The organism is Spongiibacter nanhainus, assembly GCF_016132545.1.
Lineage (GTDB): Bacteria > Pseudomonadota > Gammaproteobacteria > Pseudomonadales > Spongiibacteraceae > Spongiibacter > Spongiibacter nanhainus.
This window is the reverse complement of the sequence record NZ_CP066167.1, coordinates 1438449-1453200: the sequence shown is the minus strand read 5'-3', so window position 1 is coordinate 1453200 and position 14752 is coordinate 1438449. Positions and strand designations below refer to the sequence as shown.

Here is a 14752-nt window from a genome sequence, read left to right as displayed (position 1 = left end):
ACCACTAATAGACACTACTGTTGATTATATCGAGTAAGGCAACCAAAAAATGAAATTAATAACCCCCTTTTCCGAAATGCTTGGCATTGAATACCCCATCGTTCAGGGCGGCATGATGTGGGTGGGCCGGGCCGAGCTGGCCGCTGCGGTCTCCAACGCTGGCGGTCTGGGCATCCTCACCGCCCTCACTCAACCCAGCCCCGATGACCTGCGCCGGGAAATCGAGCGTTGCCGGGAGATGACCGACAAGCCCTTTGGCGTCAACCTGACTATTTTGCCCTCAGTGAACCCGCCCCCCTACGCCGAGTACCGCAAGGCCATTATCGACAGCGGCATCACCATTGTTGAAACCGCCGGCCACAACCCGAGAGAGCATGTGGAGGATTTTAAATCCCACGGTATTAAGGTTATTCACAAATGTACGGCCGTTCGTCACGGTGTTTCAGCGCAAAAAATGGGCGTAGACGCCATTTCCATCGATGGCTTTGAGTGTGCCGGCCACCCCGGTGAAGACGACATTCCCGGGCTGATCTTGATCCCCGCCGCAGCGGATAAAATCTCAATTCCCATGATTGCCTCGGGGGGCTTTGGCGACGGTCGCGGGCTGGTAGCCGCTCTGGCCCTGGGGGCACAGGGCATCAATATGGGCACCCGCTTCTGCGCCACCAAAGAGGCCCCCATCCACGACAATATCAAGCAGCTGCTGGTGGACCACGACGAGCGCGACACCAACCTGATCTTCCGCTCTTTGCGCAATACTGGCCGGGTGGCCAAAAACGCCGTCTCCAATGAAGTCGTGGAGATTCTCAAAGACCCCAAGGCGGAATTCGAAGATGTTGCCCACCTGGTAAAAGGTGCCGATGGCCGCACCGCGCTGGAAACGGGCAAGGTCGATGCCGGCTTGGTCTGGGCCGGCCAAGTGCAGGGCTTAATTCACGACATCCCCAGCTGCGACGAATTGATTCAGCGCATCGTCAGCGAGGCCGTCGCCCTGATCAAAGAGCGCCTTCCGGTCACTGTAAACTAGAGCCTAGTCACACTCATTCCTGCTGTAGCCCGGCGGCTTTCGCCGGGCAGTGCCCACGCCTGCTCCACCCATCGTCCAAGCCAGATAATCACAAACCAGATAATCGAAAAGTCACTGCTGCCACTGGCCCCAATCCCACCAACTCGCTATGATACTCAATCAACAACGTTGATTATTTTAAAAACAATTCGTCCGATAATAAGCGAGACTCTCTATGGCCGATACCGGCGCCGCGCCCATGCAGGAAGTGCTGCACGACTCCAAGCTCACCCCTATGCAATGGCTGATCCTTACTCTGGGTATGCTGGCCAGCATGATCGAGGGCTTCGATATTGTCGTCATTGCCTACGCCTCCCCCGCCATCAGCGCAGACTGGGGGATTCCCGCCGAGAAAATGGGCCTGGTGCTCAGCGCCGGGGTATTCGGCATGACCCTGGGCGCGATGTTTTTATCCTGGATCGCCGACCGCTATGGGCGGCGTATGGCCGTGAGCGGCTCACTAATTGTGGCGGGCATTACCACTAGCGCCATTATGGTGAGTCACACTGCCACCGACCTGATTATTCTTCGCGCCGTCGCCGGTTTGGCACTGGGGCTGTTGGTAGCCTCACTGACACCGCTGATGGGGGAGTTTAGCCCCGCCAGGCACCGGGTGTTGATTATCTCCATCATGGTGGCCGGCGCATCTGCTGGCGCGGTGATTGGCGGCATGCTTACCGGCGCCCTAATCGAGACATTGGGCTGGAAACCGATCTTTCTCTACGCTGGCCTGCTGACCATCGTGGTGGGCATTGCCAGCCAGCTGGTGATACCGGAATCCATCGCCTTTACCATAAAACGCCACCCCGAAATCGCTCTGGACAAGGTCAACAAAACCCTCAAGTTCATCGGCCAACCCCAAGTCGCCAGCCTGCCCCCGGTGAGCGAAGGCGAAAGCGCCGAGAAGGCCGCTGTGACATCACTGCTGACGCCCAGCCGTCGCAATACTACCCTGCTGGCCTGGGCCGCTTTCTTTACCGGCTTTGTGGTGGTGTATTTTATTAGCAGTTGGATGCCGCAGGTACTGACCAACGCCGGCCTACCCCAACAGCAAGCGATTCAAGGCACCGCCGCCATCCCCTTTGGCTCCATTATCGGCACCATGATGATGGGCTATCTGGCCAAGCGCTATGCACTAAACAAAATTATCGCTGCCGGTTTTGTGCTGGGCACCCTGTGCATCTTTGCGGTGGGCGGCATGACCAACAGCATTAACGCCATCCCCTATGCCGCCATCTGGATCATGCTGTTTTTGATTGGCATTACCCTGATGGGCGCCTTCTCCAATCTCTACAACATCGCCCTGGCCATTTACCCTGCGCAGGTACGCAGCACCGGTTTGGGCTGGGCAGCGGGCCTCGGCCGCGCCGGCGCGGTGATCAGCCCATTACTGGCTGGCGTCCTGATGGGTTTGGGTCTGTCAATGCCAGTATTGTTTGTGATCTTTGCGGTGCCAGCGCTGGCCGCCGCAGTGTGTACCTGGATGATTACGCCGAAGGAGCTGCCGTAGAAGCCATAGAATAAAAACACAGCAGCACATAAAAAATGTACGAGTAGATTTACGGCTGACGGCGCCATACACTTTTACACCAAGCATCGGCATATTGAGGTGGTCATGAGGTTTGTCAGCGCGACCTTTTTTGCAGCCGTATTGGTTGCCTGCTCATCCTCCACTGTAGAAATAGAGCAAGTCGACAACGCTCTCGCTAGCCAGCAAACCGAGGCTCTGGAAAATTTTTCCACCTATCGGCTTGATTATTTACATGAGGGTGGAATCTTTAGCTACTTTACTTTTGAGGTTACAGGAAAATACCGCTACTTTGAGTTGCTTAGCGAAAATGGCCAAGTCGTAGCGGCCTCAGAGATTGGTAAAGGGCAGCATTACTGGCCAAGATTACGGGAGTGCACACTTTTTCCCCACCGCGACAATCTCGATGTATCTGCCTGTTTTGCGCGCTTCAATGCAAAAACGATCGAAGCCACAGACCCTGATTTACTGCAAAAACTAAACGGGACAAACGACGAGCTATCTGGTCAGTTTCAACAAGAGGCTGTAGGCACATCAATATTTGCAGCCTTACTATCACCGCTCCTCATCCCCGCGACGTTGATTTCATCGCCCATGATGATTTACGACAGCATGTCTGCTCAAAAAAAGCGTGGCGCATTCCGGCTCGCACTGGGCCCAAACGATGATCTGGAAGGCTACTTAAAAAGTCTCGCGCCAAACAATGTGTCTAAAAATGGCAATGCTGGATCGGCTTATTTGGCCTCTGGTATTTTGGGCGAGCCTGCCCTGGCATTTGGATTCATTGGCAATCAGATCATCTGGATACAGCGTAATCCCAGATGGTCTTGCGGAGGTGGCTTTATGTTCTGGGGGAATACCTGCACAGTGGGCTCACATGGCGAAGCGAACTAGTTTTATAAACCTTGCTTACCACACATTGTGTAACGCTACTCACTAAAGTTTGTTGTATTCCCTCACTATAGGGCAACACTTATCATGCTCGTTACCGTCTCTACCTACAGCTTCCCCTACGAAGCTCACATTGCCAAGGCCAAGCTGGACGCCGAGGGTATACCCGCCTTTGTGGCGGACGAGCACACCATTAATATGCAGTGGCTTTTCTCCAACGCGATGGGCGGCGTCAAGCTTCAGGTTCCGCAAACATTTGTCGAGCGAGCTCTGGAGGTTTTAAGTGAGGACGATGAGGCGGCCCTCTTGCAGCAACAGGGCGGGGACTTCCCGGTTTGCCCTCAGTGCGGCAGTGCCGAGACAGAGTACTATCGAATCGGTAAACGCTGGGCCTTTCTGGTTTTTCTCGGTATCGACTTTCCGTTGTTTCCCACCAAGGATGGAATTCGTTGTAAGGCCTGCGGGGCAATCAGCGAGACCTGAACAGCGCTCTGTTCGGGACGGATTACGTGGGATCTATCCGCACTGGAATGGCCGACATTCTCGGCATAGCCTGAAGTGGTTCGCAATCCCGGCTGAGGCTGATCAAGGGGGAGACTGAAGAGCCGTGCTTTAGGTAGTCAGAGGCTTGGCCGGGCATCCCGCCGTAGCCGTGGGTCATGCTCACCACGCCACGTTTAAGGGTCGAGTCCGCCTTGACGATAGCGTTAATACAGCCATTATCCGAGCTAACCGTGACGCTCTGCCGGTCTACTAATCCCAGCTCGCTAAGGTCCTCCGGGTGGATACACAGCGGATTGTAGGCCGCCCGTTTTTGGGCAGAGGGGAAGTCCCGACAACTGGTATTGCTGACCTCCCGAATGCGTCGGGGAATCAAGCGGAAGCCAAACTCACTGTTAACACCCAGAGTGGTCGCAATGGGCTCAGCGCTGCGGTAGCGCTGCATATCGTCCGCAACATCCTCAGGCATCACCGCAAAGCGCCCAGCTTTTTCTCCAGCTGGTGCAACATGCTTGGGAGGTAAGTCGAATACTTTACCGCCTTGGGCGGTCTGTTTGATCTCGTCAAAAGATACACCGCTGCGGCTGGCTATCAGTGATAAAAAGTCATCGTCGCTGGGCGGTGCGTCCATAGCCATGCTTTGCCCCATGATATTTAGCCCGCGCCCCAAGCGCTTGGCCAGGGCCCACATCACGTAACCCTCATCGCAGAGTTGCGACTGCGCGGGTGGATCAACCAGCGTCGGCGTGTACTGGGCATAAGGCACCGACAGATTGCTCATTTCCAGACCAAAGGTAATATCCGCATGCTCGTACATAAACTTCGGTGGCAACACGTAGTCGGCAAGGCGAGTAGTTTCAGTTTCAAAGGGGTCGATCACTACCAGCAAGTCGAGGGCGTTAAGGGCTTTGAACACCTGATCACTATCGGGTATCGCTCCCATGGGATTGGCACCGGAGACAATCATCCCCCGTACGCGCCCCGGTCCCGGTTCGAGGATTTCCTCAGCTAATGTGGGGGTCGCCGATTCTCCATTGAGCCTTACCGCGCCCCTAACTCTGGAGCGAGGCGCTTTTTCAAAACTGCGTTTTGGTGCGCGGACCTCGGCCCGAGGCGGTCGCCCACTGAATAAGACGCCGGGGTTGGGCAACACCTCACCCTCGCGAAGATAGCGACCGCAAATCACGCCCAAAACTTCATAGAGGTGCTCGGCCAGATTGGGAAAGGGCGCCATATCCACACCGGTGCCGGTGCTCACACTGCCGCGCTTGGATTGACTGGCAAACAACTCAGCGGCAGCGATTAGGTCCTCTCGGCCAATCCCCGCCCGGGCAGCGACCAGCTCTGGCGTAAACGGCGCTACCTGCTCTCGCAGTTGCTCCAGGCCCTCAACGTGCTGGGCGCAAAACTCGGCGTCGTGCCAATTATGGTTGAGTACCAAGTGAATAAGGCCCGCCGCCACAGCAGCATCTTCACCGGGGTAAATCTGCAAATGGATATCGGCAAACTTCGCCATTTCGCACTCGCGGGGGTCGATCACAATCAGCTTGAGCCCCTGCGCCTTTGCCTCTTTCAGGCGTTTCATTGGGTTTTGTACCGGCGTATGCCAGGAAAACACCGACACCAGGGGATTGGCCCCAGCAAACAACCACACATCGGCATCTTCAAAGGCTTGCTTGCCGGCGTGCCAGGTTCCCAGACGATCGGCGGTGACCCACTTTGCAGACTGGTCGATGGTCATGGTGGAAAAGCGCTGCCCGCCCACTGCGTCGGCCAGGGCCGGGAAGGCCAATGCCGCCACGTTTGAGCCGAAGGTACCGGTGCCGCGATAAAAGGCCAAGGATTGAGCACTGTCTTGGTCGATAATGCCTTGCATACACTGGGCGATTTCATCCAGCGCCTGCTCCAGGTCAATCTCCTCATGCCTGTCGTCCACTTTTTTAAGGGGACGCCAGAGTCGCCTGTCACCGTACAGTGCGCTGGGTAATTCCAGGCCTTTGACACAGGCGTAACCCTGGGTGGCGGGGTTATCGTGATCCCCCACAACCGAGACAACCCGCTCATTGTCGTCGATGGTGACGTTGACTCCACAGAAGCCAAAACACAAACGGCAGTAGGATTTTTGTTCTCTCATCGCGGCTACAGGCTACCTTTATTATTGTCATCAGAATGCGCCACAATCCCAATGTGCGCTGAGATTCCAAGTTTGTCGCCCCGGCCCTGGGGAGTAGTTTGACCACTATATCCCACTCCCACTTGGCACTTTAAGAGTCGCCCTTATCTGACGGCGCAACCAAAGTTGCTCATATGCCGGTCCTTGAGGAACCTCCGCATATATCGCCGTTGCGCGCGCCGCGACACCGGTCAAATCCACAAGCGCTAAAAAACCGTAATGAACCAGTGGCCGACTCCTGGTGGGCCCACTCTTGGCAAACAAAGATTTTAATAACACACTGAAGCTCCGACTCGCGACCCACCTACTTTCCGGGCGCGGACCAAGGGACACTACTTATGCCCTTTCGTGAGTCTCGAGCCCAGGAGATATGCGCGATGCAAAGGTCTATTGCTGCTTCAGGATTGCTGCTGCTAGTGCTGGCTACCGCCGCCTGTCAGAACACGGCCCCTCCCCCAGTGCCTAAAGATCAATTTACCGGCCTGTTTCGCAATATGGCGGACTGCCGGGACGACTACGCCAAGATCGATGCAATGGTGGCCAAAGCCGGAGTGGGCAATGCGGCCTACCACCGGGTGCCTGGCTATCCCTATCTGCGCACCGATCGCCTCACAGCCTCGTTTATCGACGAGGTCGACTCCTTTGCCGAAATCAATGGCTGGGTACGCCGGATGCGGGAGCTCGATCAAGAGGCACGGGAATTCGAGTATATGAACCTGGGCCTCTCCCTCAGGGAAAGGGCCAATTACCGCGACCGTATGCTGAATTGTGGCAAGACTCTGGCGGCACTTGAAATCAACAGCCCGGAAAAGCTCGAGCGGGTAAAAGCGGCCATTACACTGCGAGACGGATATTCTGAAACCCAGCGCGCCTTGGGGCTATATCCAGCGCTTGTCCCCCTCATCAAAGCGCGCTTAAGCGACCAACAAACTCAAATTAAAGCCCGCCACCAAGGCACTATCGCGGAGATTCCCTCTGACCAGCCCCTGACACTGTGGAAACCAAAGAATCAACATGATCCCGGCCTGATCCCCGTGCCCCTGGATACCCAATTTACCGACGAACTGGGGGTTCCGGGACTGACCACCTCAGGCTGGAAGGCACTGGTGGAAGTCCACGCACCGGATTTATGGATAGAAACCGGCGACAACGCCGACAAATTCGGCATGCCTCATTGGACCCAGTCCGGCCTTGCCGTGGACACCGGCGAGCCCGTTGTGTTCTACCATATCGATTACACCCGCTTTGGCGGCGAAGTCTTGGTTCAGCTCAATTACTTTCTCTGGTTTGCCGGCGGCGAACAGGTCGAGAGTGGTGCCGCCATCGACGGCATAGTTTGGCGGGTCACGCTGGACCGGAACGGCAAGGCTTTGGTCTACGACAGCATGCATACATCGGGGCGCGACCATCGCTGGTATCCGGTGCAAGCGCTGCAGCGTAGATCAGTGGACTCGTATTGGCAGCAGGCACCGTTTTTCCCCTCCGATTCCCCTGCGCCTGACTCCGCCCTCTTGCGCATCGGCACCGGCTCCCACAAGCTGCAGGGCGTAGCGGAGAAAAACGTCGTAGAGACTCAGAACAACAAGCAGTATGCTCTGGTGCGCTACGAAAACTTACTGGCTCTACCACTGCCCGGTGGGGGTACGCGCAGCCTTTTCGACAGCAATGGCCAGATACGCAGCACCCGTATTAACGATCCCATTTGGCTGTGGTCTAGCGGTGTTCCCGCCCCCGGCGCCTTGCGGCAATACGGCCATCACACCACGAGCTATATTGGACGCGAGTACTTTGACGACCCCAGGTTGCTTGAGAAAGTCTTTCAAGCAGAAACCGGCACGGCACAAAGCCAAGCCCTAGACCAATCATCCGATACAGCTCGTCGGCTCTCCCCCCATCAAAACAATTGGGCACGACACCACTGAGACGATTGGGAGAGCTGGCAGTGATTTACTGTTTTTCAATGCTGGGTCAATCCCTGACCACATCGATAAAGTACGCATCGCCGCCTTCGGCTTTTTCCCTCACCAGGCCGTGACAATCGGTCTCAAAGCCGGGGAAACGGGCGTTGAAATCCCGAACAAACTGCAGATAGCGAACGATAGTCCCATTAAAACGCTCACCGGGAATCAATAGCGGAATTCCCGGCGGATAGGGTGTCACCAGCATAGTGGTTATACGCCCTTCCAGCTCATCGATAGGCACCCGCTCTACCTGACGGTGAGACATCTTGGCCCAGGCATCGGCTGGAATCATCGCCGGCTCAATCTTGGAGAGGTACATTTCGGTGGTAATCCGGGCCAGGTCGTATTCTTTATAGACACTGTGGATGTCGTTGCAAAGATCCCGTAAGCCCACTTTTTCATAGCGGGGATATTTGCGGGCAAATTCCGGCATCACCCGCCACAGCGGCAGGTTGTGGTCGTAGTCATCCTTAAACTGCTGCAACTCGGTCACCATGGAGTTCCAGCGACCCTTGGTAATGCCGATGGTGAACATAATGAAGAAGGAATAGAGCCCGGTCTTCTCAATGATGATGCCGTGCTCTGCCAGATACTTACTGACAATGGCGGCGGGAATGCCCACCTCGTCAAAGTTGCCATCCACATCCAGCCCGGGAGTGATAATGGTGCCCTTGATAGGGTCCAGCATATTAAACCCGGACTCGATATCACCAAAGCCGTGCCAGCGGTCATCAGAGTGAATCACCCAGTCGTCACGGTCGCCGATCCCTTCCTCCGCCAGCTTTTCCGGCCCCCACACCTGGAAGAACCAGTCGTCGCCATAGTCGGCATCCACCTTGCGCATAGCCCGGCGGAAGTCGATGGCTTCCAAAATGGATTCCTCAACCAAGGCTGTACCGCCGGGGGGCTCCATCATCGCCGCCGCCACATCACAGGAGGCGATGATGGCGTACTGGGGGCTGGTGGAGGAATGCATTAGATAGGATTCATTAAAGCGGTGGGTATCCAGCTTCCGCTTTTTGCTGTCCTGCACCAGAATTTGCGAGGCCTGGGACAAGCCCGCCAAGAGCTTGTGGGTAGATTGGGTGGCAAATACCAGCGTGTCTTCCGAGCGGGGCCGTTTGCTGTGAATGGCGTGCATGTCCTTGTAAAAGGAATGGAAAGCCGCGTGAGGTAGCCAGGCCTCGTCAAAATGCAAGGTGTCGATGCTGTTGTCGAGGATTTGCTTGATCTCCTCCACGTTATACACCACCCCGTCGTAGGTACTCTGGGTGATGGTGAGAATGCGGGGCTTTTTATCCTTGGCGTGTTTGGCAAAGGGATGCTGCTCGATCTTTTCTCTGATCGCCGCCGGGTCGAACTCGCTCTTGGGAATGGGCCCGATAATGCCGTAGTGGTTGCGAGTGGGCATTAAAAACACCGGTATCGCTCCGGTCATGATGATGCTGTGAAGAATGGACTTATGGCAGTTGCGGTCCACCACCACGATGTCCCCAGGCGCCACCACCGAGTGCCATACCACCTTGTTGGAGGTGGAGGTGCCGTTGGTGACAAAAAACAAGTGGTCGCAGCCAAAGATACGCGCGGCGTTGTGCTCACTGGCGCTCACCGGCCCGGTGTGATCCAGCAGCTGGCCCAGCTCCTCCACCGCATTGCAGACATCGGCCCGCAGCAGGTTTTCACCAAAGAATTGATGAAACATTTGCCCCACCGGACTCTTGAGAAATGCCACACCGCCGGAGTGACCCGGGCAGTGCCAGGAATAGGAGCTGTCGCTGGCATAATGCATCAAGGCTTCGAAAAAGGGCGGCGCCAGGGACTCCAGGTATTTGTTGGCCTCGCGGATAATATGGCGGGCCACAAACTCCGGCGTGTCTTCAAACATATGGATGAAGCCGTGCAGCTCCCGCAGAATCTCATTGGGGATATGGCGGGAGGTGCGAGTCTCGCCGTAGAGAAACACCGGGATATCGGTATTGCGATGGCGCACCGCCTCCAGAAACTCCCGGATCGAGGTCAGCGCATCGCCGGCGGCCTCGTCATCGTCGTTGAATTCCTCATCGTCGATGGAGAGGATAAAACAGGAGGCCCGACTGGCCTGCTGGGCGAAGGCGGTCAGGTCCCCGTAGCTGGTGAAGCCCACCACCTCCATGCCTTGTTTGCCGATGGCTTCGGCCAGGTCCCGGATACCGGAACCGGAAATATTCTCGGAACGAAAATCTTCATCGATGACGACGACAGGGAATCGAAATTGCATGGGCGACTCGCGTTGGGATAGACGACGTTTGGGCACAGGATAGTATAGGATCGCTCGGAATAAAAAACGAAAATCTTTACCCCACACTGGGCTACACAGTCGCCCTTGGTTACCATGGCGCCACTTCGCCCCTAGGAATTAAGGAGAGAACATGACCCAAGAAGCCAAATGCCCGTGCGGCGAGACCACGCTCAGTATTGACGGAGAGCCGATTGGCCAGTTTTTTTGTCATTGCGACGACTGCCAGGCCGTGGCCGGCGCCGCCTACCTGCCCATCTCCCTTTATCCCAGAGACGCTGTCAAGATCACCGCCGGTGAGCCGGTACAGTGGACCTACAAAACCAACCCCCGCACTCGCTGCAAAACATGTGGCACGGTGATGTTCTCCGAACCGCCCGGCGCCCCCTTTATCGCAGTCAAGGGTAACCTGCTGCCAGAGGGCCAATTCAAGCCCAGCTCCCATGTGATGTGTCAATACGCCGTGCGCCCAGTGGTTGACGACCTCCCCCATTTCAAGGGCTTCCCGGCCGCGTTCGGTGGCTCAGATGAGATGATGGACTGGTAAGCGCGACCATGCGTTATTCAAGGTGGACATAAACAACCATGTCCACCCTATACCAAGACGCACAATCACTGCGGATTCACGTTGAACCCGTAGGGCGGACAACGCGTCACCTGTCCGCCTACTTTCAACACCGTGCCGTGTTCATGGTGGACACAAACTCGGTATCCACCCTACGCCATGCCGCGGAATAACCAAGGCCCTGGGCCTCCGAACTCGATCAACTTGACCGCCGACGATATCGCAATTGCACAAGCAATAATCCACCGCAAAACCTTCATCCAGGCCGAACTCTTCCTGCTATGCTACGCCATCGGCGGATCCGTCTGGGAGCACACATGCCAAACTATACCCTCACCTACTTCGACATCGACGGCGGCCGCGGCGACCCTATTCGCTTGGCTTTTCATATCGCCGGCATTCCTTTGGACGATCGTCGTATCGGCTTTGAACAATTCGCCCAACTCAAACCCACCCTTCCCTTTGGAGTTATCCCGGTATTGGAGATTGATGGCCAGCCCGTGACCCAATCCAACGCCATATTGCGCTATATCGGCAAACAGGCTGATCTTTATCCCACCGATCCTGTTCAGGCGCTGTACTGCGATGAAGCGATGGATGCTCTGGAAGACACCACTCATTTCGTCGTGCAGACGTTTGGGCTTGAAGGTGAGGCCCTGAAGACCGCGCGGGAAAACTTAGCCAAGGGCAAACTCAAGGCGTATCTGGCTGGCTTGGAGGATTTACTGCAGCGGGGAGGTGGTGAGTACTTTGCCGATGGCAGACTGACAGTGGCCGACCTCAAAGTGTTTGTACAGACCCGTTCCCTGCGGGCAGGCAACCTGGAGCACCTGCCTGCAGACCTGGTGGATACTGCCGCCCCCAAACTGGTGGAGCATATGCAGCGTATCGCCAATGACCCGCGAGTGGCGGGCTACTACTCACAACGCGCTTAATTTTTTTCAGACATCGATCAAGGGGCTCTTAGCCCCGCTTACCTGCGATCACGCCGCCATCACAGAGGATATCCGTGCCAGTGAGGTAGCTGGCTTTGTCGCTGGCACAAAAAGCCAGTACCTCGGCGATTTCCTCCGGGCGACCAAAGCGCTTAAGGGCGGCATCCTTAAGCATATCCGCCGAGCCGCTTTTTTCCTCGAGGCGGCCCATTTCGGTATCGAAGCTTCCTGGCGACACCGACAGCACCCGGGCGCCGAGCTTACCAAAATCGGCGGCGATCTGTCGGCTATACCACAGCACAAAGCTTTTGCTAAAGGCGTAGGCTAGGCCTTTTTTATAAAAATCCTTGCGCATCAAATTACTGCGCTTGAGGACTTTCTCCACAAAGCGTTCGGGGTCTGTGAATGCGTGGCGAAACGCTCGGGTCGGCACCATAATCCCCGGTAGCATGTGTGCCGAATTGGATGCGACATTAATCAGCGCCATCCCCTCCGAGGCGATTTCAAGAGCCGCGTTAGCGATGTTGATGGTGCCAAGCCCGTTGACCCGGATAATGACTTCTGGCGGCGCCATCTGAGGGCTGACACCGGCGGTATGAATGACACAGGCGACCCGACCCAGGCCTGTAGCTTGGGCGAACAGCGCTGACACTGAGGCAGTGTCGGTGACATCACATATAGCGGTATCGCAATTGACGCCAAGGTCTTTAAGTTCTGCCTGAGCGGCGTCCAATCGCGACTGCTGCAGGTCGGCAATGAGTACACGATGCTCCCGACCCAGTATTTTGGCGACGGCAAGCCCCATGCCGCCAGCGCCGCCGGTGATCACCGCTACCGTTTCAATCATCGCACCACCTGTTTGTTTTTTTAATCAACACTGTTGTTTTATAACATGATTTCACAGCGATTCGCTACGCGGTGATAAAACAGACTCAATGAAAAAAGCCGCCCTTATATCAAAGGCGGCTTCGCTGACAAAGTCTGGCTCAGTCAGAGCCTCAAATCACGCCGTTTTTTCTGTACTGACATCCGCCTCAGCAGCGTCGGCTGTTGCACTGCCTTCTGCTACGGGGCTGCCCTTGGCACGCTGTGCAATGTCATTTGCAGCGATAAAGCCGAAGGTGGCCGCCGGTCCAATGGTGCCGCCGGCGCCGGGATAAAGGTTACCAAAGGGACTACCCGAGTTATTGCCTGCCGCGTACAAGCCGGGTATCGCTTGCCCTGTACTATCGACCACCTGTGCCTTGGCGTTCGCCTTCAGGCCGCCTTTGGTTCCCAGGTCGCCCAGGTAAATGGGCACCGCGTAGTACGGCGCCTTGTTGATGGGACCCAGGCAAGGGTTTGGCGTCACGGTGGGGTCACCAAACATCTGGTCATAGGGGTTACTGCCGCGGCCAAATTCCGGGTCTTCACCGGTTCTGGCGTAGTCATTCATGTTGGCGACGGTTTTCTTGAGCTTGTCTACCGGCACTTTGATCTTGTAAGCCAAAGATTCAATGCTATCCGCTTTGAATACATAGTGGTCCCAGCAGTCTTTGGGCACTCGCCAGTCCGGCATAATCAACGACGGCATCAGGCCGCCCACCGTCCATTTCTTTCTGAAGGTGGCGTCGAACACCAGCCAGCACGGAGTATTGGCGCCAGTTTTTTTCTGGTCTTCGATCATAGCAATGCCGAACTCGTCGTAGCTGCATGCCTCGTCCACAAAGCGGTCGCCGTTGCGATTCACACACACGCTGGAGGGGCGGCCCACGTCGAAGGCGGTCTGCCAAGTCTCGTCGAAGTTAGCGGCGCTGGCCATGGGCCACTGCATGGTGGGCATCCACCAGCCGGCATCCATGTTTTCTGTATCCGCGCCAATTTTAGTGGCGGCTAGCAAGGCCTCACCGCGGTTAACATTTTGCGGGGTACTGCTATCCCGTGTCAGACCGGGAACCGGGAAGTACTTGTCCCGCAGCTCCTGGTTCCATTCAAAACCGCCTGCCGCCAATACCACACCGTGTTTGGCTTCAATATCGTAGCTGCGACCAAAGCTGCTGACGTTGACGCCGCGAACTTCACCATCTTCGACAATGACGTCAGTCAGCGCTGTATCCAAGCGCACCTCGACACCGCGATCAAAGACCTGCTTAAAAATATTCCCCATCAGCGCCGCGCCTTGAGGGAAGCGCCGATCCCGTTTACCGATCAAACGTGTACTGAAGTCCGTCCAATAGGTAAAGACCATTTTGACAAAGACTTTAATCCAATCCGGCGCCCGGGTAGAGATTGAGAAAAACTGGCCAATATCCATCGCGTAGCGACCAAAGGGTTTGAAGCGGTTAAATTGTTCCCGCATCAATACAAAATTGTCGCCCAGCTCCCGGCCATCAAAAGTATCACACAGCACCGAGCGGTCGGCCCGGGCCTCTGGCGCAGCGGCAAAGTAGTCCGGCCACTGGGCCTGCATCAGCGGAACGCCGGCGGTTTGCAGATAGCGCGCCATCTCCGGACCCTGATCGACAAAGGCCTCAAGACGGTCGCGCTGCACCGGGCCCCGAAGTAGGGAGTCGATATAGGTCAGGGTTTTCTCGCGGCTGTCATCGTTTTGGGTGAGCTGATTGTTGGGAATCCACATCACTCCACCGGAGGTAGCCGATGTGCCCCCAAATTTTGGCGCTTTCTCGACGATCACCACCGACAGCCCAAGGTCGGCGGCCCGCAGGGCAGCGACGGCGCCGGCGGCGCCGGACCCCACCACAACGACATCAACACTTTCCGAGTAAGACATAGCCTTCCTTATCCTTCCCAGTCCTAAGCCGGGCTTCGTGATTAATAAAACACCAACGGGGACGAAGATCCTTTAAGCCCCCCGCCC

Annotated in this window: 11 protein-coding genes; 7 read left to right on the top strand and 4 right to left on the bottom strand. The window is 56.2% G+C overall.

Going from position 1 to position 14752, the window contains the following annotated elements; genetic code table 11:
• The first annotated feature begins 49 nt into the window (after nt 1-49).
• The 4 genes from I6N98_RS06570 to I6N98_RS06555 all read left to right on the top strand — a co-directional run bounded on the left by I6N98_RS06570 (nt 50) and on the right by I6N98_RS06555 (nt 3968).
• On the top strand, nt 50-1027 hold the full coding sequence (locus I6N98_RS06570; protein WP_198570993.1) for an NAD(P)H-dependent flavin oxidoreductase: 978 nt from the start codon (nt 50-52) through the stop codon (nt 1025-1027).
• 214 nt (nt 1028-1241) lie between these two features.
• Nucleotides 1242-2576, top strand: coding sequence for an MFS transporter (locus I6N98_RS06565; RefSeq protein ID WP_198570992.1), 1335 nt, complete (start codon nt 1242-1244; stop codon nt 2574-2576).
• A 105-nt stretch (nt 2577-2681) separates the two neighbouring features.
• The gene (locus tag I6N98_RS06560; protein ID WP_198570991.1) at nt 2682-3488 is read left to right on the top strand and encodes a hypothetical protein; all 807 of its coding nucleotides are present in this window, start codon (nt 2682-2684) and stop codon (nt 3486-3488) included.
• 84 nt (nt 3489-3572) lie between these two features.
• On the top strand, nt 3573-3968 hold the full coding sequence (locus I6N98_RS06555; RefSeq protein WP_198570990.1) for a putative signal transducing protein: 396 nt from the start codon (nt 3573-3575) through the stop codon (nt 3966-3968).
• A gap of 22 nt (nt 3969-3990) precedes the next feature.
• On the opposite strand, the gene I6N98_RS06550 is transcribed toward I6N98_RS06555, so the two are convergent.
• Nucleotides 3991-6120, bottom strand: coding sequence for a molybdopterin-containing oxidoreductase family protein (locus tag I6N98_RS06550; RefSeq protein ID WP_198570989.1), 2130 nt, complete (start codon nt 6118-6120; stop codon nt 3991-3993).
• A gap of 416 nt (nt 6121-6536) precedes the next feature.
• Here I6N98_RS06550 and I6N98_RS06545 point away from each other — a divergent pair, with 416 nt between their 5' ends.
• A complete protein-coding gene (locus I6N98_RS06545) occupies nt 6537-8081 on the top strand; it encodes a hypothetical protein (RefSeq protein ID WP_198570988.1) in 1545 nt (514 codons plus the stop codon).
• Nucleotides 8082-8127: 46 nt separating this feature from the next.
• Here I6N98_RS06545 and I6N98_RS06540 read toward each other — a convergent pair whose 3' ends face one another.
• The gene (locus tag I6N98_RS06540; RefSeq protein WP_198570987.1) at nt 8128-10377 is read right to left on the bottom strand and encodes an arginine/lysine/ornithine decarboxylase; all 2250 of its coding nucleotides are present in this window, start codon (nt 10375-10377) and stop codon (nt 8128-8130) included.
• 151 nt (nt 10378-10528) lie between these two features.
• Between I6N98_RS06540 and I6N98_RS06535 the strand changes: the two genes are divergently transcribed.
• Nucleotides 10529-10942: a GFA family protein gene (locus tag I6N98_RS06535; RefSeq protein WP_198570986.1), complete on the top strand. Its 414-nt coding sequence runs from the start codon at nt 10529-10531 to the stop codon at nt 10940-10942.
• 335 nt (nt 10943-11277) lie between these two features.
• Complete coding sequence (locus tag I6N98_RS06530) at nt 11278-11895, top strand: glutathione S-transferase family protein (RefSeq protein WP_198570985.1); 618 nt, start codon at nt 11278-11280, stop codon at nt 11893-11895.
• Nucleotides 11896-11923: 28 nt separating this feature from the next.
• On the opposite strand, the gene I6N98_RS06525 is transcribed toward I6N98_RS06530, so the two are convergent.
• Both I6N98_RS06525 and I6N98_RS06520 read right to left on the bottom strand, forming a co-directional pair.
• Nucleotides 11924-12742, bottom strand: coding sequence for an SDR family NAD(P)-dependent oxidoreductase (locus I6N98_RS06525; protein WP_198570984.1), 819 nt, complete (start codon nt 12740-12742; stop codon nt 11924-11926).
• A 156-nt stretch (nt 12743-12898) separates the two neighbouring features.
• Complete coding sequence (locus I6N98_RS06520; RefSeq protein WP_198570983.1) at nt 12899-14665, bottom strand: FAD-dependent oxidoreductase; 1767 nt, start codon at nt 14663-14665, stop codon at nt 12899-12901.
• Nucleotides 14666-14752: the final 87 nt, after the last annotated feature.